This is a genomic window from Aeromonas sp. BIGb0405, assembly GCF_024807335.1.
Classification (GTDB): Bacteria; Pseudomonadota; Gammaproteobacteria; order Enterobacterales; family Aeromonadaceae; genus Aeromonas; species Aeromonas rivuli.
Genome location: NZ_JANUEP010000005.1, coordinates 253,845 through 272,512 on the forward strand (window position 1 = coordinate 253,845; position 18,668 = coordinate 272,512).

Below are 18,668 nucleotides of genomic sequence, written 5' to 3' on the forward strand. Positions count from 1 at the left end.
CGGCTTTGGGTCTTATTCGTAGTGGAACAGGTCGCCACCGTGCATGTCGATCAGCTCCAGCGCCTTGCCGCCGCCACGGGCGACACAGGTGAGGGGATCTTCAGCCACGACGACCGGAATGCCAGTCTCTTCCATCAGCAGACGGTCGATGTCCTTGAGCAGCGCGCCACCACCGGTCAGCACCATGCCGCGCTCGGAGATGTCGGACGCCAGTTCCGGCGGGGACTGCTCCAGGGCCACCATGACCGCGGAGACGATACCGGACAGCGGCTCTTGCAGCGCTTCCAGGATCTCGTTGGAGTTCAGGGTGAAGCTGCGCGGTACCCCTTCGGCCAGATTGCGACCGCGGACTTCGATCTCGCGCACCTCTTCGCCCGGGTAGGCGGAGCCTATCTCGTGCTTGATGCGCTCGGCGGTGGCTTCACCGATCAGGCTGCCGTAGTTGCGGCGCACGTAGCTGATGATGGCTTCGTCGAACTTGTCGCCGCCGATCCGCACGGACTGGGAGTAGACCACGCCGTTCAGGGAGATGATGGCCACTTCCGTGGTACCACCACCGATATCGACCACCATGGAGCCGGTCGCTTCGGAGACCGGCAAGCCGGCACCGATGGCGGCAGCCATGGGTTCATCGATCAGGTAAACCTCACGGGCGCCGGCGCCCAGTGCGGATTCCTTGATGGCACGACGCTCTACCTGAGTGGAGCCGCAGGGTACGCACACCAGCACACGGGGGCTGGGGCGGAAATAGTTGTTGTCATGCACTTGTTTGATGAAGTGCTGCAACATCTTCTCGGTCACGTAGAAGTCGGCGATGACGCCGTCTTTCATCGGACGGATGGCGGAGATGTTGCCTGGGGTACGGCCCAGCATCTGCTTGGCGGCATGACCGACGGCAGCGACCGATTTGGCGTTCCCGCGCTCTTGGCGAATGGCGACAACTGAGGGTTCGTTAAGGACGATCCCTTGATCTTTTACGTAGATCAGGGTGTTGGCAGTTCCCAAGTCGATCGACAGATCGTTGGAAAAGACGCCTCTGAGCTTTTTGAACATGGCTACGGGAAATCCTAAGAATTTGGAGGTGCGGAAAACCGGCTAACTTTACCAATGCCCACCCCAATCGGCAAGCGCTCAAACTGTCACCAATCAATCAAGCGCGACAAAAATGCGAGTCATCACTCACTGGCCCAAGCCGACAAACACTAAGAAACAAGGAGATAAGCCGCGCACTCATGCCAAACTGCCCCGATCCTCGCCCGCATATCCATTTCAGGGCATCACTTCCCGGCGATAAATAATTCTGTCATTACCGCGACCAATCCCGAAAATCGCCATGCCATCCAGACTGTCAGGGTCGGAAAGCCAGAGCGGCCGCCGTCCTGGCTGCAGTTCTGACTCGGGCTGCTGGCTCAGATCGATACGGAAAGGAATGCGCACCGCTCTCTCCGGGGCGGCAAACTGGAAACCTATCTCACCCTCGTGGGCCATCGCCGTCATGGCTCCCGGCGCCGTTTCGCCCAGTCCGAGCCGGATCTTGACGTTAGACCCCAGGTCAAGATCCCCGCTCCCTGCATCGAAGTGCTGACTGCTATCGGTAAACACGACCCCTTCATCCAGCAGAGAGAGCCGAGTGCATTGGTCAGCCCACTGCCTGTGCCAGTTGCCCGCTTCATGATATTGCAGCTCCAGCGGCACCGTCAGCGGCGCCGAAGCGACCCCCTGCACCGTACCGGCCTGTATCCGGCCGAAATAGGCCTCCATGGGCCGGTTATCTATCAGCCGGGCATTGCAGCCCGACCCGCTGCAGGGCCCTACCTGCTGGGCATTGAAATCCGGCGCCGCGATCAGGGTCCTTTCGCCATCGCCGTCCTGCATGTAGAGACCAAACAGCAGCGCGCGATAGGGGCCATCGGGCTGGGTATCGGACAGCCTCACAAACTCGGTCGGCCCGATGAAGTCGGCCTTCCCCGCCTCCCAGGGCAGATCCCCCAGGCTACGCAGCCGGGCAGAGAGCGAGACCCCATCGCTGTTGTTGGCCGTGGTCAGATAGGCATTCCCCTTGGCGAAGTCCCCCCAATAGTTTTGCGTCACGGCGCCCGCCTGATTGCGGGCCTGAATGTGCAACTCGGTATTGAAGGGTTGCCCCATATAGGAGAAATCACCGCAGGCAGGTAGGATGTCGCCGCTGACCAGATTGAAATCCACCGGAATAAAGCGCCCCACCGGCACGCTGCTGGCGGCGGGTATGGTGTAGTTGAAATAACCTGCTGCCGGTGGCGTCGCCACCATGCTGAATACCCCTACCTCGCTGACCGACTGACTGATGACGTTGAGGTTATTGCTGCCCTTCAGATTGGAATGGTCATAGCGGGGCGTACCTATCGCCGCCTCCACCCCGGGTTTGGGCGCCACCAACGTGCTGCCGAGGGCAATATTGGCCAGCACGAAGTTGGGGGTCGCCAGATTGTCGCGGCACAAGTCTTTGTCATCGTCCGCTTGCCAGGCCACCCCTTTGATATCCAGCTGGAACGCCTCACCGGTCTTCTTGAACACCGGGCAACTGGCGTAATCAGCATTGGTCGCATTGGCACTGGGGACGCATTCCCCTTGTGGAGCCTTGATGCAGAGCCCCACCGGACGGCTGACAAAGAGATCTGACCCTGTCATCACCAGTCCCGCAGTATCGCCACTGCCATCGTGGCGGGCGTTGAGCTGCATCTTGCCCGCATCCGGATAGTTGACCGTCAGAGTCGTCTCCCCTTGGGCATTGAAGGTCAGCGTCTGCGGGCTAGCCTGTCCGGCCGCCTGGCTAGTGGCGATGGCGCTGCCATTGACCGTCACCCTGCTGCCGAAGGCATTGCTCGCCGGGTTCACATAGTCACTCCAGAAGCTGACCGGCTTGCTCACATTGGCAAAACCGGGCACACACTGCTGGCTCGCATTGTCCCTCTTGACCGCCTTCATCACCACATCCTGCGGCTTGTTGGCCAGGGTGTCCTGCACATCGAACACAAAACCACTGTCGGCAAAATTGAGGGTGCAAGCGGCGGTACTGAGCGCCCCTGCCCCTGCCCGGCAGAGGGTGGTGCTGAGGGGTTTGGTGGATGGCGTCGAACCGCTCACCCCCACCGTCATGGCGCTCGCCAGGTTGTTGCGCAGTTGCATTGAGGTGCTGCCACCGCTGAAGCTCACCATGGCGCTGTTGCCGTTGTAGCTCACCTGGTTGCTGGCCACCCAGCCGTTGCTGCCACTCTTGAGAGGCGTCAGGGTGGCGCTCACCGGATCCGTGAACAACTGGCTACAGCTAGCATTGGCGCAGGCCCGTATGGTCAGGGTCTCCGGGTTGCAGGTCAGGGCATTGCCGCCGTGATCGAACTCGAAGTGATCGATCTGGGTGCCCACCGGGTTGGAGTTGATGGCACAGATCCGGACGTTATCTATCTGGTGAGCATTGGTCAGATCCCCTGTCGAACCTGTCAGTGACAACATCAGATCCTCCGGGATGGCCGCCTGACCACTCTGGGCAGCCGCATTGAAGCTGTCGATCAGTGTGCTGTAACCGCTCCCCGTGTCGCGCTCCACCTTGACCATGGACTGACCGCTGGTACGTGAATCTATGGTGAGTCGGTAACGATGGGATCGATTGCCATCCGAGCCGCTGTCCACGGTCGGCGCGAGGCAGTTGCCGCTGGCGTTGCTGCTGCCATCGTTGCAGGTGCCTTTCAGATAGTTGTAGCCGCTGGTACCTGACCCCGAACCTCGCACCACCACGGACTGCCTGCGCTGCCCCTTGTTGAGCGTTCCGCCCTCACCCGAGAAGTTGCCATATTCATCTATCCCCACCCCGAGCCAGCCGCCGGCGAAACCGTTCACGCCAGGCTTGAAGCCATAACCGAGGGGCCCACCGAAGGCGCCGGGTTGCGGGGTCACCTTGGCATCGGACAGCACCACGGCCATGCCGTCCGCCCCATTGCCGCCATAGGCATACTGATCGAACTCTATGGTCACCAGGTTGTTGGCCGCCGGGAACAGCCGCTGATAAGTGGCGGAGGTGGATTGCCTGGTGCTGGCCTGGGTCATGCCGAGCCGACCATTGACGATGGAGGGGGTAAAGTTGCCACTGCTGCGCGCCACCACCCAGTTGTTGCTGAGGGAGCTGGCGGAGAAGTCATCGCTGAAACAGGTCAAATCCTCTTCACAGATACCGGGCCAGTCGCCGACGAAAGGTTCATGGATGACCTTGCTGTTGTTCGTCATGGTGACATTGACCGCCGACACAGCCCCCGTCAACTGGGCCTGTCCGCTCATGGCCAGATCGCCCGCATTCACATAGAGGATGGCGTTGAGTTTCCCATTGTCGCTCATGGTGACTTTGCCAAAGTGGTAGAGCATCAGGTCGTTGGCCTTGCCCCCGGCATTGACCTCCATCTGGTCACTCAGGGTCAGGTCACTCTTGAGGTAAAGCTGGGCAGCGACACCGGTATCGAAGATCAGCTTGTCGTTGCGGCCAAGCTCCAGCTTCTCGATCCAGTGGCTGCCGCCACGAAAGTAGAGCTGGATGTCGGAGGAACTCTGATGTTTGAAGGTCCTGACATAAGGGGCCTGCAAGTAACCATTGATGACACCGTTGTCGCTCACGTCCAGAGTCTGATGCAGTTGGAGGGTCAGATCGCCGCGACTACCCGCCGCGCTGATCCTGCCCTGGCCTTTCATCTTGAGCCCATAGACGCCGAGGGTACTTTGCCCCTGCAGCGTCATGGCGCTGTTGTCCTCCACCGTCAGCTCCTTGATGGCCCAGTCCCCCGCCGCCATGGTCATCTGACTCTGCTCACTCAGGGTGACTCTGTCGACATAATGAGGTTGGAAACTGGCTGTGACATTGCCAATCGAGCTGGTCGAGAGCACCAGGTTGTCGTAGACGGTGACGTTCGCCCCGGACAGCTTGCCGTTGCCGGAGACCGTCAGCGCATTGACGTGCAGGTTACCACTGCCCTTGATGCCATCCGAGTACCCCGTGACTTGCACCGTCTTGGCATAGACGGTCGAGCCATTGAGGTTGAGCACGGCGCCACCAGACAGGGAGAGCGTCTCGAAATAGTACGTTTGTCCAGCACGCAGGGTAGCCTCGCAGTTCTGATTGCTCCAGTTGGCATCCCTGTATTGCCTGGCGGCGGGGGAGATGGCGTTGGTACACGCCAGGTCACGCTGGCTGCTGAAGGTGGGGAAGCCACCAGGGTCAGCCGGGAAATCATCGGGATCACTGATAAAGGCCACATCCTTGAGAGGACTGGCCAAGGCACCGCTGACGTTGCAGTTGGAGACCCAGGTTCCCCCGTTCCAATAGCCGCCATTGTTGCAGTTGGCGTTCGGCTGGATGGTTTTGCCCAGGAAGGGATAATTGGTATCCACGGTGGCGCTGGTGATCCGACTCTCGCCACTCATGGTGAGTCGACCGGGAGAGGCGTGGCTCTGAACCGGATAGGCGAAGGCCGCTGTACACTGGCTGGCGGCCTGCACAGAGGCGGAGCACCAGACCAGAGCCAGCCAGAGGGCGGAACTCAAGCGGGGCATCATGGGAGCTCACTCCTCACGGGCGTCATCACGGCATCACTCCATCAAAGGCTTGCGCCACCAGGGTGCGGCTGACGGCAAAATCCGGATTGGGACTGTTCACATCGCTATGGCCGCAGGCACCCGTGCTCTGGAAGCTGTAACCGGTCTGGGTGCCCCCTGCCGCACTGACCTCCACCGGCTTGCAGGTCAGTACCACCTTGCAATCCACCAGCCCCGGGACTGCAAAGGGGATAGCTGTCAGGGCGGCGCACTGTTGCGCGTCCCAGTGATCATTGGGGTAGAGGCGGTAGAGGCCTATCTCCAGGCCGCTCTGAGCTGCCATCAAGGCCCTGACACTGCGCACCTCAAGGGTGTTTTTCTCGCTGCTGTCGAGCAAGAAACGGCCCATGGCCGCGGCAAGCAGCCCCATGATGACGATGACAAACAGGGCTATCATGATGGCGCTGCCGCGCTGGGCCGCCATGGCAAGGGGCGGCGGCTTAGGGAACATTGAGCAGCTCCAGCTTGTGGTTGAAGATGACCTGCTCGCCGCTGCGCTCGAACCCCAGTCGCAGCCCCACCTCGCTCTGATTGAAGGCGGCGGGCTCCCGATAGAAGTAATAGGCCGCCGGGCGGATATGCTCGGCCATCAGGGCGGGAGTGTTCGTGCTGATATGGGTGCCTATCGCGCCGCTGACCCGGGTCAGGGTGGTGCCTGCCACGCAGTAGCGCACCTGTTGCCTGGCAAAATAGATGCGCTTGCCCGGGGAGTCCTTGGCAAAGCCATCATCGACGGTCAACGACAGGGCCCCCGAGGCGGATGTCCCCACCGAGGTCACGCTGGCGACACAATTGCCATGGAGACAGCCCTCGTCCAGCTGTTTAGCACTGGCCAAGGGATAAACGATAGCCTTGTCCCCCACCACAGGCAGCAGGGTCGGTGTCACTATGCTCACCCCGCCACTCCCGCTGAGACTCAGATAACGGCTGGCGGTGGCAATGGGCCAGAAACTCAGGCAAGTACCCTGTTCCATCAGGGCCTCAGCTTCATCTTCCACCCGCACCGAACCTGGCACCGCATCGCGCACTTCGCGATTGAGCCGCTCCAGGGCGAAGCGGGCATCGCTCATCAGCTGCTCACGGCGGCTGGCGTCCCCATAGATCTCGGTGCCTATGCCAATAAACTGGCTGGAGAAGGTCGCCATGATGCCGAGCAGCAATATCACCATCACCAGCTCGACCAGGGTGAAGCCCCGTCCCCGCCCAGGTTGGGCGCAGCTTCGATTAGCGAAGCCTAATCGGACCCGGTCACGGGTTGTGGTAACAGATGCATCATCGGACGCGGCATAACGGGAATGCGGCTTCTCCATCAGTAATTACCCCGGTAGAGTGCAAACTCGACTTCGCTGCGGTCCGGCAGCCGCACCGTCAACTCGATGCGCTTGCCAATGGACGCGGCGCCCTTGCCTGCACTGGCGAGCAGGTCATCCGCCGTGACCCGGATCCTCAGTTGATAGTTGCGATACTCCTCATCGCTGATACCGGCAGCCTGCTGGGTAAACAGGTTAGCGGCCACCCACTGACCCGCCGTATCGAAGTCATCCACATCGTTGAAGGTATAAGGGGCGCTCTCTCCCGCATCCTTGCCATAACTGGCAGCTGGGGTGCAGGCGGCATAGGTCACGGGCGGGGTACCGGCCGTCTCGCCGCAGCGAAAACGGCCGCCGTTATGATCCGAATGCTCATCGAAGGATTTTTGCAGCACTTCATTCAAGACCCGCTGGGCCAGCTGGGCGGCACGCACCTGCTGCACCGGGTCGACGGCTTGGGGTGCCTGATTGACCAGCAAGCCCAGAATGCCGGTCAACGCGACAGAGAGCAGCACTATGCCGACGACCAGCTCTATCAGGGTAAAACCACGGGAAGGGTTAAGGGAGGGCATGAATATAGCCCTCGGTCTCGATGCGCAGCCGGACAGACTCCCTGCCCTCAGTCACCGTCAGATCGCAACCGGCGCTGCAGGCTCCCAGGGGGCGGCCACTGCGTTTATCGAAACTGAGTGATGTCTGGGGGGAGAGGACAATAGTGCCGGAGGCCTGCACCGGGCGGCCCCGAGTCAGTTCCTTCGCACTCCAGTCGGCTATGGGGTGGGCACTGCAGGTGCCCGCCTGGGTGAGGTGAGCGAAGCGGTTCGCCTCCAGCACCAGCTGGCTGCAACGCTCCTCACCTTCGTTCATGTTCAGGGTCTGTACCAGCCGCAGCCGGGTGACCAGTTCGTCGCGCAGGGTATGGATTTCAAAGCCGCCTTTGCCCAGCCATTTAGGCATGGCAAAGGCGGCCAGAATCCCTATCAATATGATGACAATAACGAGTTCTATCAGCGTAAAACCCTTGCTTGAATACATGGCCATCGTCTTGAAAGGAAAGAAGCGAGGCACTAGGCCCCGCCCCTTAATATTCAATTACTGACCGCAGTCAGTGGATACTGCTATTGCAGGTAAACCACCAGCTGTAGTGATCGCATTCTCATAAGTAACAGCACACTTGCTGTTTGGCTCATTGCTCGGTTTGAAAGTACCCTCAGAACCAGAAACCTCGCTCCAACCGTCCAATGCAACAGTTTTAGAGGCATCTTCAGTGACCGGATAACCAAATGAGGTATCAATGGTTTCTCCCGCGATAGATACAGCCCCTGAAGTACTCTCGATACCTTGAATAGCAGCTTTGCTATAGACCAGCTGAGATGCGCTTTGCAGTGAGGCTTTAACCCCATTCGCGGCAGCCAGACGCGCATCATCCTGCAAATTCAGGAACTTGGGTGCGGCGGTGACCGCCAGAATGCCCAGGATGATGATCACGATCACCAGTTCTATCAGGGTAAAGCCTGCTTGCTTTTTCATCTCTTGTCCTCTGTCGATAATGAAATCAGTTGATATTGGTGGTTACCTGGCCGGAGGCCGGTCGGTAACTGAAACTCATGAACGCCTCAGTGCTCCCTTGCGGGTCCTGATACTGCCCATCACTACCCTTACTCAGACTATTGACCAGGTAGTAGCGACAGACGGAGTCGAGGCCATTACTGGATACGGTGGCATAGTATTTCAGGTCATTACCACTACTGCGCACCTCGGAGAAGCTGGCAGTAGCCTTGGGGGGATTTTGCAGTAATCCATCCCAAATTCGCAGACAGCGCTGGGCTGTCAAGTTGGCCGGATCGATGTCAGTCGCCCCGCCCGCCGTATCCATGGGATAGCCGGGAGAGAGCTCACCATTGTCGATCTGGCTGTCGGTGGGGGTGGTCAGATAGAAGCGGGTGCCATCATAGAGCACGGTATTTTGTGCATCCTGCTTGGCCCGTCCTTCGGCCTCCCACTGGGCCCGCACCAGAGAGACGGCGGTAGCATAGCCACCCGAGACCCCTTCCACGCTCGCCTTCTTCGCCTCGTCGGTCACATCGAGAAAACGCGGCAAGGCGGTGGCCGCCAGTATTCCCAGGATGACGATGACGATCACCAGCTCGATCAGCGAGAAGCCCGCAGCCCCGCGGGGCAGGCTCCTGCCTGTTGTGAACTCTCTGCGCTTGCTATATGCCATGGATCCTCCATCGGACGCGGTATTATTTCATGTAGATATAAAAAAATCATGGGAACGAGGTGAATAATTAGCCTCGCTCAGTCCCATCCTGCGGCATCCGCCAAGGCAGCACGCGGCCATCGGCGAAGCGATAATGCAGCCAGTGTGACTCGATGCCCATGAGACAACCCCCCGTCGTCCCCCTAAATTGCAACGCCAGATTGCCCGGCTGCAACGACCCCATGGCGCCTTGCCACAGTTGTTGGCAATCGGCGGAAGGGCTCATCAATGGCGCCATTCCCAGCGGCCAGCCGCGCTCATCGAACTGCCAGATTTGCCCCTCGGCGTGAAGCCGTGCAGGCCTGCGCTCATCGAGCCAGCGACCATGAAGGCGCTGCACCCGCTCGGCAAACTGCTCTCCCAGCAGGGTCAGACTGGTCGCCAGCGCCTGTTCGCGATGACGTTGATAACCGCCGACCAGAGTGGCGATGATCGCCAGCAGCACCAGGATGGCGGCCACCAATCGGTAGCCCGACAGCCAGCGGGCATCTTGTTCCCCCTGGCGGCTCATGACCTGCTCCAATGGCTACACATCAACCCCCGCCCCTGACCGCACTCATCATGTCCCACCATCCTATGAGGTGAAGATACCCAAATCATCCCCCACCCCTGACCGCGTTCATCATGTCCCACCATCTGATGAGGTGAAGATGCCCAAATCATCCCCCGCCCCTGACCGCACTCATCATGTCCCACATCGGCGTGAAGATACCCAGCGCCAGGATCAGCACCATGATGGCCACCAGGCCGATGAGGATGGGTTCGATGCGGGCGGTGAGGCTCTTGAGGTCGTAGTCCACCTCCCGTTCGTAGTACTCGGCCGCCTCGTGCAGCAACTCGTCGACCTGACCCGTCTCCTCCCCCACGGCGATCATCTGCATCACCAGGGGGGTAAACAGACCGCTGGCACCTGCGGTACGCAGCAGGCTCTCGCCACGCTCTATGCCACCGCGCATATCCCGGATCCGATCGCGCATGAAGGCGTTATCCACCGCATCGGCCACCAGCGCCAGCGCCTGGTTCAGGGGCACACCGGCCTTGAGCATCATGGAGAAGCTGCGCGCGAAGCGGGCCAACAGGGAGCGCTCAATGATGCTGCCGACTATGGGTAATTTAAGCTGCCATCTGTGCCAGCTCAGCTGGCCTGCCGGGGTGCGCACCCAGTGGCGCCAACCCAGCACGCTCGCAATCAACCCCGCCAGCAGCAACCACCAGTAGTGCACGAAGAAGTGGGAGGTGGCGAGCAGGATCCGGGTCGCCAGGGGCAGCTCGACCCCGAACTTGGCGAACATGTTGGCAAAGACCGGGATCACCATGATGTTGAGGATCACCATGGCGATGCCGATGGCGATCATCACGAAGCTGGGGTAACGCATGGCGGCCTTGATCCGCTTGCGGGTCTCCAGCTCCAGATCGAAATAGTTGGCAAGCTGTTGAAAGGCTTCCTCCAGCTGACCGGTGTTCTCCCCCACGTGGATGATGGCGATGAACAGGCTGCTGAACACCTTGGGATGGCTCTGCATGGCGCTCGACAGCGGGCGACCATTGCCCAGATCTTCCCCGAGCTGATGCAGGGCTCGCTTGAGGGGCTTGCTGTGGGCACTCTCTTCCAGGCCCGCAATGGCACGCAGTATGGGAATGCCGGCCCGGGTCAGGGCATACATCTGGCGACTGAACACCACCAGCTCTTCCAGTCGCACCTTGGATTCGAACAGCTGGGAGAGATTGATATCGCCGCCCCGGGCACGGCGCTCACGCAGTTCGGTCGGCAAGATGCCGCGCCGCATCAGGCTGTCGGCCGCGGCCAGTTCGCTGGCCGCCTCCAGGGTACCGCTGACCGCCTTGCCAAGCTTGTCACGGCCTTTGTAGGCAAAATGTCCCATGGTTTAACCCAGATCCTCGGCCAGACGCAGCACCTCATCCACCGAGGTCACGCCACTGCGGGCATAGTCGAGGGCGGTCAGGGCCAGGGGGCGATAGTGGGGATGCTGGCGGGCAGCCCGGGCAAAGCCCTCGGTATCGTCACGGCGCAGGGCGTCCATCATGGTCTGATCCAGTTCGAGCAGCTCGTAGACGCCGACCCGGCCACGATAGCCGGTGAAGTTGCAACTCTGGCAACCACGGCCCTTGTGATAATCGTGCTGGCCTGGCGTCTCCCCAGACAGGGTGGCAAGCCAGCTCCCTTGCCCCTCATCCGGCGCCTTGGGCTCGCTGCAGTGCTCGCACAGCCGACGCACCAAACGCTGGGCTACCACGGCGCGCAGGGCGCTGGCCACCAGATAGCTGGGGGCCCCCATGTCGATGAGGCGCAGGGCACTGCTGATGGCATCGTTGGTGTGCAGCGTGGTCAGTACCAGGTGGCCCGTGATGGCGCCGCGCAGCCCTATCTCCACCGTCTCGTTGTCGCGCATCTCCCCCACCAGCAGGATGTCGGGATCCTGACGCAGGGTGGATCGCAGCACCTGGGAGAACGTCAGCCCTATCTTGGGATTGACCTGCACCTGGTTGACCCGGGGTAATCGGTACTCTACCGGGTCTTCTACCGTGATGATCTTCTGACTCGGCTGGTTGAGCTCGGACAGCGCCCCGTAGAGGGTGGTGGTCTTGCCGCTACCGGTCGGCCCCGTCACCAGTATCATGCCGTGGGGGCGCTTGAGCTGACGGCGAAAGCGCGCCAGTATCTCGGGCGGCATACCGGTCTCCTCGAGGGAGAGGATGCCGGCACTCTGATCCAGCAGCCGCATCACCACGGACTCCCCATGCTGCACCGGCATGGTCGACAGTCGCACATCCACGTCCCGGCCCCGCACCTTCATGGCGAAACGGCCATCCTGGGGCAGTCGCTTCTCGGAGATATCGAGCCCCGCCACCAGCTTCAGGCGCAGCACCAGCGCCTGGGCGATGCGCACCTCGTTGAGCAGGTTCTCGTGCAGCACGCCATCGATACGCTGGCGAATGCGCAACACCTTCTCATCGGGCTCGATGTGGATATCCGACGCGCCGACCTGCACCGCATCCTCGAACAGGGAGCGCAGCAGCTTGGCCACCGTCGCCTCCCCCTCGTTGCCCCCTTCCAGATTGCTGGATCCCAGCTCGAAGCCGGCGTCCTGATACTCCTCATGCAACTGCTCGGCGAAGCTCTCTATCTCGCGGGTACGGCGATAGAGGCGGTCAAAATAGTCGAGCAGCTGCCCCTCCCGGGCCACGGCGAGTTTCATCTCCCGCGGGCGCAACAGATTGGCAATGGCATCCAGGGCACTCAGGTCGGCGGGATCCGACATGGCCACCGTCACCTCATGCTCGCTCTGATGCACCGCCAGGGCGCGGTAACGGCGCGCCTGCACCTCGGGCAAGAGGGTGACCGCCCTGGCATCTATGGTGAGATTATTGAGGTCGAAGAAGGGCACCCCCAGCTGACGGGCCAGGAACTGAAGTAACTGCACCTCGCTGATAAAGCCAAGGTCGATGAGGGTGGTACCCAGCTTGCGGCCGGTCTGACGCTGCTGTTGCAAGGCCAGTTGCAGCTGATCGTCAGAGACAATCTGCTCTTGAACCAGCAGATCGCCGAGGCGCATCTTCAGTCTCGGTTGTGCCATGAAAACTCCGGTGCTGTGGGTGCGCTGTGCGAGCGGCATCCCTGCTAGGTTGCTGGGCACCGCCCACCCGTGGGCAGTGCCATCTTACTGTTCATGTATGTCGGGCCAAGGCGGCCCAGGGAGCGCTCAGGGCCCCAGCTGCGCCATGCGCTGACTCAGCCAGACCTGGGAGGCTTCGCCCAGAGATACCGAGTGCAGCCTACGCACTTCATTCAGGGGCCGAGTTGAGCCATGCGCTGGCTCAGCCAGACCTGGGAGGCTTCGCCCAGCTCCCCGTGCAGCAGGGCATTGCGATAGGCATCTTTGGCGCGCTGGCTGTGGCCCTGACCATCTTCGGCTATTCCCAGCCCCAGCCACCAGCGCCCCTGATCCGGCTGGACCCGCAGCAGCTGGACATAGAGATCCGCCGCCTCGGCGTTCTGGCCCAGCTCCTGACGTAAACCGGCCCAGGTTGCGTAGTAATCGAGATTGCTGGCCAGGGGCGGTTTGGCGCCGCCGAGCCAGCCGAGGGCCCGCTGTTTGTCCCCTTCGGCCAACGCCAGACGGGCCAGCAGCAGCCTGAAGTCGGCCTGGGCCGGTTGGCGGCGAATGCCGTCCTCGAGCAGGGCACTGGCCTCGGCGAGGCGCCCCTGACCATAGAGCAGGCCCGCCAGCTGCTGACGAGCCTCTTCGTTATCCGGGGTTTGGCGCAACAAGGCGATGAACTGCGCCTCGGCCTCGCGCAGCTGTCCCTTGGCCAGGGCCGCGGTGGCTTTGCGCTCGCTCAGGGCAGCCAGCTCAGCCTGGCTCAGCTCCACCGTCTCTATCTTGAGGGAGGCGGGACGACGCGGCGCGGGAGCGACCGGCTGGGCGTCTGCCTCCCGGGCCGCATCCAGTTCGGCATAGAGATCCGGCTGCAACTGTGCATCGCTCGGCTCCGGTTCCGGCTCGGCCTCGGCATAGTCCGGCCCCAGTGTCTCAAGCTGTTGCGCCGGAACCGGATCGCCAAGATCCGCCGCCAGTGTCTCGCGCTGTTGAACCGGGGCGATATCGTCTGGCGATGGCGTCGGCTCGCTGCGGGCGAAACCGGAAGGGCTCTGCTGCTCGGGCAAGGCGTTGGCCACCGCCTGGGCGCTGGGAGTCGGCAGCGCCACCACCAGATCCACGGGCTCATCCTCGGCAACCGTCACCGGGGCGGCGGCCTGAGTGAGCGGTGGCATCTGTTGATGACTCTGCTGCCAATAGGCCCAACTGCGCCAACCCAATATGCCAAGGGCCAGGCCGCAGATCAGGGTGAGCAGCAGCATCCACCAGCCCTGGCCCCGCGCCGGTGCCACATAGATGGCGGCACCCTCGCTACCGCCCTGACGGCGTTCGAGATCGGTGAGCATCTTGTTGATCACGCTCACGACCCGACTCCCCCATGCAGGCCAAGGCGCATCCGCTCAGCACTGTCTGTAGCCTGCCCCCGGCCGCCGAGGCCGGGTACGCTGTCGATTCGGTTCATGGCCAGACTCCATAGGTCAGGGCGACGCCCAGCATGAGCAGCAGGCACCACCAGCCACCTCGCCAGGGGCGAGATGCATCTTCGGTATCCTGGATGGCGAGCCGCACCTGGGCAGGCAGAATACGAGAGGTGCCCTTGCCATAGCTGACCATCAGGCTCTTTTGGGCCAACACATTGATGAGGCGGGGAATGCCCCGCGAGGCGTGCCACAGCAGGCGCTGGGCCGCCTTGGAGAAGAGGGGGGCACCGCGATAACCGGAGATGTGCAATCTGTGCTCCAGGTAGGCGCGCGCCTCGTCCAGACGCAAGGGGCGCAGGCCATAGGAGAAACCGATGCGCTGGCGCAGTTGACGCAGATGGGGCATGGCGAGGCGCGCATCCAGCTCGGGCTGGCCGAACAGCACCACTTGCAGCAGCTTGCTCGACTCCGTCTCCAGGTTGCCAAACAGGCGGATCGCCTCCAGGGTTTCATCGGGTAATGCCTGGGCCTCGTCAATCAGCACCACCACCCGACATCCCTGCTGATGCAGGCTGATCAGATGACGATGGAGCCTGTCCGTGATGTCCAGCTCGCTGCCGTCCCGCAGCGCGAGTCCCAGCTCCAGGGCCAGGGCGATGCGCAGCTCGGCCGGATTCAGGTGCGGGTTGGGCAGCCAGGCGAGGCGCACCGGTTTCTGTTCGGAGCCAAGCTCCACCAGCAACTTGCGGCAGAGCAGCGTCTTGCCGGTGCCCACCTCGCCGGTCACCTTGATGAAGCCCTCCCCCTCGGCCAGGGCCCAGTGCAGCACCTGCAGCGCCTCCTCGTGGGGAGGCAGGCCATAGTAGAAGCCGGTGTTCGGGGTCAGGGCGAAAGGAGGCTCCTGCAGACCGAAGTGGTTCAGGTACATGGCACTGCCTTGCCGGATGGCGAGGGGCGCGGGACGCGAGCGCGCATCGCGGCTCACTGATCCCGGGACGGGTACCATTTATCCAGCAGCTCGGAGGAGCGTTGCAGCTCTTTTTGCCAGGTATCCTTGTCCACCACTGTCGGCTTGAGCAGGATGACCAGCTCCACCTTGCGGGTACTCTCGCTGCGGTTGGTGAAGGCTTCCCCCACCCAGGGGATGTCGCCGAGCAGGGGCACCTTGCTCACTATCTCCTGCTTCTTGGTCTCCATCAGACCGCCGATGACGATGATGTCACCGTCGTTGGCCTGCACCACGGTATCGGACTCACGGATCGAGCTCTTGGCCAGGGGCAGCACCAGCGGATTGGCGGTGCCGACACTGATGGTCTTCTGCTGCTCCTGGGTGTCGATCACCGAGGGGTGAACATGCAACAGCACCCGATTCTGTTCGTCGATCTGCGGGGTCACGTCCAGGGCAATGCCGGAGAAGAAGGGGGTCAGCTCCACGTTGGGATAGACCTGATCCTGATTGTTGCTGCTGGTGACAGTGGTGGAGGCATCGGTGACGAAGTATTCGTCGGTCCCGACCTTGATCACCGCCTTCTGGTTATTGGTGGCCGTCACCCTGGGGCTGGAGAGGGTATTCACATCCCCCTGGGTCTTGAGCAGGCTGACCGCCACATCGAAGTTGCCATCCGAGATGGTGAAACCGGCGCCGCCCCCCAACGCCTTGAAGATGGGGTTGGTGCTGGCGGCGACCGTATTGCCAACCAGACTGCCAATGCCGGTGATCCCCTTGTTGCCGTCCCAGGTGGCGGACAGACCATTCCAGTCCACCCCCTGCTCATAGCCTTCGTTCAAGGCTACCTCCAGGATCCGCGCCTCCAGCACCACCTGACGCTTGAGGTGCGACTCGGACTGGTTGAGGAATTCCCGCACCGCCTTGAGCTCATTGGGATAGGCGCGCAGGGTGACCAGTCCCGCCTGGGGGCTGGTGATCACGGCGCGCCCCTCTCCCTTGCCGATCAGGGTCTGCAGGGACTCCTTGAGATCTGTCCAGTAGTCGGTGTTGGTGTCCGTCTCTATCTGGGTGCCATTCTGACTATTGCTAGTAGAGGAGCTGCTGTTAATACCATTGTTGCTGATGCTGCTCTGGCTATCGTTGTTGAAATTATTATTACTGCCGCTATTGGGGTCATTGGCGGTCACCCCCCCGGTATTGATGGCGGTGCGGGACATGCCCCGGCGCGCCATCATCAGGTAGTTGACCGGAATGGTTTCGGTGCGCAGTCCGGCCGGATAGATGTGATAGACATACCCCTTGCGCTGCACGTCATAGCCATACATGTCCGCCGTCACCGCCAACACCTCGGGCAGGGTCACATCCTTGAGCTCCAGGGAGATGATCCCGGCGACACCGGGGTGTACCGCCACGCTGTAACGGGAGCCCTTGAACAGGGAGCCGAAGAAGTCGACCGCCTCCACATCCCGGGCGGCGATCCGCAGCCGCTTCTCGGGCATGGCGGTCGGCATGGCCGGACGACTGAGCGCCAGCAGCTCGCTTTGCACCGCGCTCGGCACTGCCAGCGCCTGAGCCTGGGCATTGCGCTGCTGTTCGAGCTGCGCGTCTCGCAACGCATCCTTGGCGGCGGTGGGCTCTGGGTGACGATAGCTGGTACAGCCTGCGACCAATACGGCGAGGGAGAGCAGGCAGAGTCGATGTCTTTTCATGAAATGAGGATGCCCTGACATAAAATGCGATTCGGATTGGCGCACGGCGCCGAGAGGATGACGGCCAGGCGAGCGGCGACACAGGACGTCATTGCCCTGTCCCTCGCGGCCCTGGCCCGGCTCACTGCAATACCCCGGCGGCGAACAGGGCCAGCCGCAGTCGCTTGCCGCCCTTGTCGAGGTGCACCGCATCGGCGTCTATGCCGACCAGTCGATAGCCGTTGACCCTGTCACCGATGCGGTAACTCTGCCCATCCAGCACGGCACGCGCCGGGCCATTGCCCAGCATGATGCTCTGCAGTCTGGGCAGACCGGTGCCCTGAACAGGGCTGGCATTGCCCGCCAGCCCGTCCAGCGGCTGGGTCGGATCCCGCAACACCTCAGCCTGGGCAAGTGGTGCCAACAACAATAAAAACATCAGCCACTTAGCCACGAATGAACTCCTTGCTGGTGCTCAGGGTGTAGATCTCCATCTCCACCACGGCACTGGGATGATCCTGCACCCGATAATCGAACAGCCGCCAGTAGAAGTGGCGGGGCAAGGCTTCCAGTGCGTTCAGATATTGATAAACGTCGAAATACCCCCCTTCCAGCTTGAGGCGGATACCGTGCTTGAACAGATTGTCGGCCTGATCCCCCGCCACCAGAGGGGTCGGCGCTATGGTGGTCAGGGCCAGCATGTGCAGACGAGAGGAGCTGGCCAGCAGGCTCTCCAGCACCGCGGCCATCTCGTCGGCCGGGATCAGATCCACCGTCTGAGCCTTGAGGTCAGCGTCGATGCGCACCAACTCTTGCGTGACGCTCGCCAGCTGACTGCGCACCCCGAGATTGGGATCCCGGTTGAGCTTGGCCTGCTTGCCCTGGTTCTCCAGTCCCATGATCTCGAGATCCCGCTGGGCCGTGACCAGCGCCTGCCTGTCCTGATCCAGCCGGGCAGCGGCCCCTTCCAGCCAGCCGTAATAGAAGAGGGCGAACACCAGGATCAGACCGGTCAGCAGGATCAGTACCCGCTCACGCTGACTCAGCGCCGCCACCCGCTCGCCATATTGTTGCCAATGGGCCTTCATGGGTTCCCCCCGCGTTGCCAGGTCACTTTGAGCGGCATGACACCCGCATCCATTTTCCACTGTGCGATCATCAGGGCTTCTCCCGGGCGATACCGCTCAACTGGAACTGCAGCCGCCCCGCCTTGTCACGGCTCAGGGTCAGCTCACCAAACTCTTTGCCCGCCAGGGTCGGCATCTGCTTGAAGCGATTGACCCAGGCCGGTACGTCCTGGCTGGCGCGCGCCACCCCGGCCAGATTGATGTGGCCCTCGTTGATCTCGATGCGCTCCAGTGCCAGCTTGTCGCTGGAGAGGCGGGCCAGATCCGACAGGATACCGGCATAGCCCTGGGATTTCTGCAAAGAGAGGCTGCCGAGCTGGCGCATCAGCCCCTGCTTGGCACTCAACTCGTCACGCTTGTCGGCCAGGGTGCGCTGCAATGCCTCATCGGCCTGATGACGAGCCAGGGCCGTGTCGAGCCGCTTGGCCTCATTGCGCTGCACATCGAGGGCCAGGCGCACCTGGGCCAGCTCACGGCTCACCCCTTGCTGCTGCCAGCCATGGAGGGCGCCGAGGCCGCTCATCAGCAGGGCCAGCAGGCCCCAAGCCAGCAGCATCTGCGGCAAACTGGCCCACTGGCGACGGGGGCGAAATTCGGCGCTGTAGAGGTTGATCTGATGCTTCATTTGCGCGCCCTGGCTCATGACAGACCTCCCGGAACCGCAGCAGAGGCCCCAC

The 18,668-nt window shown here is 61.9% G+C and carries 17 protein-coding genes; all 17 read right to left on the reverse strand.

The features are described 5' to 3' along the window. Window positions 1-12 precede the first annotated feature (12 nt). The 17 genes from M2366_RS14135 to M2366_RS14215 all read right to left on the reverse strand — a co-directional run bounded on the left by M2366_RS14135 (window position 13) and on the right by M2366_RS14215 (window position 18,616). Entirely contained in the window at window positions 13-1,053 is a 1,041-nt protein-coding gene (locus M2366_RS14135; RefSeq protein ID WP_005308111.1) for a rod shape-determining protein, read from the reverse strand. Between the two features lie 216 nt (window positions 1,054-1,269). Next, window positions 1,270-5,574 (reverse strand): DUF6701 domain-containing protein, encoded by a 4,305-nt coding sequence (locus tag M2366_RS14140; protein WP_259270012.1) that lies wholly within the window; start codon window positions 5,572-5,574, stop codon window positions 1,270-1,272. A 25-nt stretch (window positions 5,575-5,599) separates the two neighbouring features. Beyond that, window positions 5,600-6,010 carry an MSHA biogenesis protein MshP gene (locus M2366_RS14145; RefSeq protein ID WP_396021403.1) on the reverse strand — a complete coding sequence of 137 codons (411 nt, stop codon included), beginning with the start codon at window positions 6,008-6,010 and terminating at the stop codon, window positions 5,600-5,602. 43 nt (window positions 6,011-6,053) lie between these two features. Beyond that, a complete protein-coding gene (locus M2366_RS14150) occupies window positions 6,054-6,923 on the reverse strand; it encodes a type II secretion system protein (protein ID WP_310508874.1) in 870 nt (289 codons plus the stop codon). Beyond that, the gene (locus tag M2366_RS14155; RefSeq protein WP_259270013.1) at window positions 6,923-7,495 is read right to left on the reverse strand and encodes a type II secretion system protein; all 573 of its coding nucleotides are present in this window, start codon (window positions 7,493-7,495) and stop codon (window positions 6,923-6,925) included. Before M2366_RS14155 ends, M2366_RS14150 begins: the two co-directional genes overlap by 1 nt. Next, a complete protein-coding gene (locus M2366_RS14160) occupies window positions 7,482-7,958 on the reverse strand; it encodes a prepilin-type N-terminal cleavage/methylation domain-containing protein (protein WP_259270014.1) in 477 nt (158 codons plus the stop codon). Before M2366_RS14160 ends, M2366_RS14155 begins: the two co-directional genes overlap by 14 nt. A 57-nt stretch (window positions 7,959-8,015) precedes the next feature. Beyond that, on the reverse strand, window positions 8,016-8,453 hold the full coding sequence (locus M2366_RS14165) for a prepilin-type N-terminal cleavage/methylation domain-containing protein (protein ID WP_259270015.1): 438 nt from the start codon (window positions 8,451-8,453) through the stop codon (window positions 8,016-8,018). A gap of 25 nt (window positions 8,454-8,478) precedes the next feature. Beyond that, window positions 8,479-9,147, reverse strand: a complete 669-nt coding sequence (locus M2366_RS14170; RefSeq protein ID WP_042044354.1) for a type II secretion system protein — start codon at window positions 9,145-9,147, stop codon at window positions 8,479-8,481. Between the two features lie 67 nt (window positions 9,148-9,214). Beyond that, window positions 9,215-9,697 (reverse strand): hypothetical protein, encoded by a 483-nt coding sequence (locus M2366_RS14175; protein WP_259270016.1) that lies wholly within the window; start codon window positions 9,695-9,697, stop codon window positions 9,215-9,217. Between the two features lie 148 nt (window positions 9,698-9,845). After that, on the reverse strand, window positions 9,846-11,069 hold the full coding sequence (locus tag M2366_RS14180; protein ID WP_259270017.1) for a type II secretion system F family protein: 1,224 nt from the start codon (window positions 11,067-11,069) through the stop codon (window positions 9,846-9,848). 3 nt (window positions 11,070-11,072) lie between these two features. Then, window positions 11,073-12,782, reverse strand: a complete 1,710-nt coding sequence (gene mshE, locus M2366_RS14185) for an MSHA fimbrial ATPase MshE (protein WP_259270018.1) — start codon at window positions 12,780-12,782, stop codon at window positions 11,073-11,075. A 212-nt stretch (window positions 12,783-12,994) separates the two neighbouring features. Continuing rightward, the gene (locus M2366_RS14190; protein WP_259270019.1) at window positions 12,995-14,170 is read right to left on the reverse strand and encodes a tetratricopeptide repeat protein; all 1,176 of its coding nucleotides are present in this window, start codon (window positions 14,168-14,170) and stop codon (window positions 12,995-12,997) included. 94 nt (window positions 14,171-14,264) lie between these two features. Then, window positions 14,265-15,155, reverse strand: coding sequence for an ExeA family protein (locus tag M2366_RS14195; protein WP_259270020.1), 891 nt, complete (start codon window positions 15,153-15,155; stop codon window positions 14,265-14,267). Window positions 15,156-15,208: 53 nt separating this feature from the next. Beyond that, window positions 15,209-16,885 carry a pilus (MSHA type) biogenesis protein MshL gene (gene mshL / locus M2366_RS14200; RefSeq protein ID WP_259270021.1) on the reverse strand — a complete coding sequence of 559 codons (1,677 nt, stop codon included), beginning with the start codon at window positions 16,883-16,885 and terminating at the stop codon, window positions 15,209-15,211. A 121-nt stretch (window positions 16,886-17,006) separates the two neighbouring features. Next, window positions 17,007-17,303, reverse strand: a complete 297-nt coding sequence (locus M2366_RS14205) for an MSHA biogenesis protein MshK (protein WP_310508876.1) — start codon at window positions 17,301-17,303, stop codon at window positions 17,007-17,009. A 7-nt stretch (window positions 17,304-17,310) separates the two neighbouring features. Beyond that, complete coding sequence (locus M2366_RS14210) at window positions 17,311-17,952, reverse strand: type II secretion system protein M (RefSeq protein WP_259270023.1); 642 nt, start codon at window positions 17,950-17,952, stop codon at window positions 17,311-17,313. Window positions 17,953-18,022: 70 nt separating this feature from the next. Next, window positions 18,023-18,616 carry a PilN domain-containing protein gene (locus M2366_RS14215; protein ID WP_042044431.1) on the reverse strand — a complete coding sequence of 198 codons (594 nt, stop codon included), beginning with the start codon at window positions 18,614-18,616 and terminating at the stop codon, window positions 18,023-18,025. Window positions 18,617-18,668: the final 52 nt, after the last annotated feature.

What these genes read in the sequence shown, in the direction of transcription:
- M2366_RS14215 (WP_042044431.1), bottom strand. Translation starts at nt 18,616, where the DNA reads ATGAAGCATCAGATCAACCTCTACAGCGCCGAATTTCGCCCCCGTCGC.
- M2366_RS14180 (WP_259270017.1), bottom strand. Translation starts at nt 11,069, where the DNA reads ATGGGACATTTTGCCTACAAAGGCCGTGACAAGCTTGGCAAGGCGGTC.
- M2366_RS14210 (WP_259270023.1), bottom strand. Translation starts at nt 17,952, where the DNA reads ATGAAGGCCCATTGGCAACAATATGGCGAGCGGGTGGCGGCGCTGAGT.
- M2366_RS14140 (WP_259270012.1), bottom strand. Translation starts at nt 5,574, where the DNA reads ATGATGCCCCGCTTGAGTTCCGCCCTCTGGCTGGCTCTGGTCTGGTGC.
- M2366_RS14150 (WP_310508874.1), bottom strand. Translation starts at nt 6,923, where the DNA reads ATGGAGAAGCCGCATTCCCGTTATGCCGCGTCCGATGATGCATCTGTT.
- mshE (WP_259270018.1), bottom strand. Translation starts at nt 12,782, where the DNA reads ATGGCACAACCGAGACTGAAGATGCGCCTCGGCGATCTGCTGGTTCAA.
- M2366_RS14145 (WP_396021403.1), bottom strand. Translation starts at nt 6,010, where the DNA reads ATGATAGCCCTGTTTGTCATCGTCATCATGGGGCTGCTTGCCGCGGCC.
- M2366_RS14170 (WP_042044354.1), bottom strand. Translation starts at nt 9,147, where the DNA reads ATGGCATATAGCAAGCGCAGAGAGTTCACAACAGGCAGGAGCCTGCCC.
- M2366_RS14205 (WP_310508876.1), bottom strand. Translation starts at nt 17,303, where the DNA reads ATGTTTTTATTGTTGTTGGCACCACTTGCCCAGGCTGAGGTGTTGCGG.
- M2366_RS14155 (WP_259270013.1), bottom strand. Translation starts at nt 7,495, where the DNA reads ATGCCCTCCCTTAACCCTTCCCGTGGTTTTACCCTGATAGAGCTGGTC.
- M2366_RS14160 (WP_259270014.1), bottom strand. Translation starts at nt 7,958, where the DNA reads ATGTATTCAAGCAAGGGTTTTACGCTGATAGAACTCGTTATTGTCATC.
- M2366_RS14165 (WP_259270015.1), bottom strand. Translation starts at nt 8,453, where the DNA reads ATGAAAAAGCAAGCAGGCTTTACCCTGATAGAACTGGTGATCGTGATC.
- M2366_RS14135 (WP_005308111.1), bottom strand. Translation starts at nt 1,053, where the DNA reads ATGTTCAAAAAGCTCAGAGGCGTCTTTTCCAACGATCTGTCGATCGAC.
- M2366_RS14175 (WP_259270016.1), bottom strand. Translation starts at nt 9,697, where the DNA reads ATGAGCCGCCAGGGGGAACAAGATGCCCGCTGGCTGTCGGGCTACCGA.
- mshL (WP_259270021.1), bottom strand. Translation starts at nt 16,885, where the DNA reads ATGAAAAGACATCGACTCTGCCTGCTCTCCCTCGCCGTATTGGTCGCA.
- M2366_RS14195 (WP_259270020.1), bottom strand. Translation starts at nt 15,155, where the DNA reads ATGTACCTGAACCACTTCGGTCTGCAGGAGCCTCCTTTCGCCCTGACC.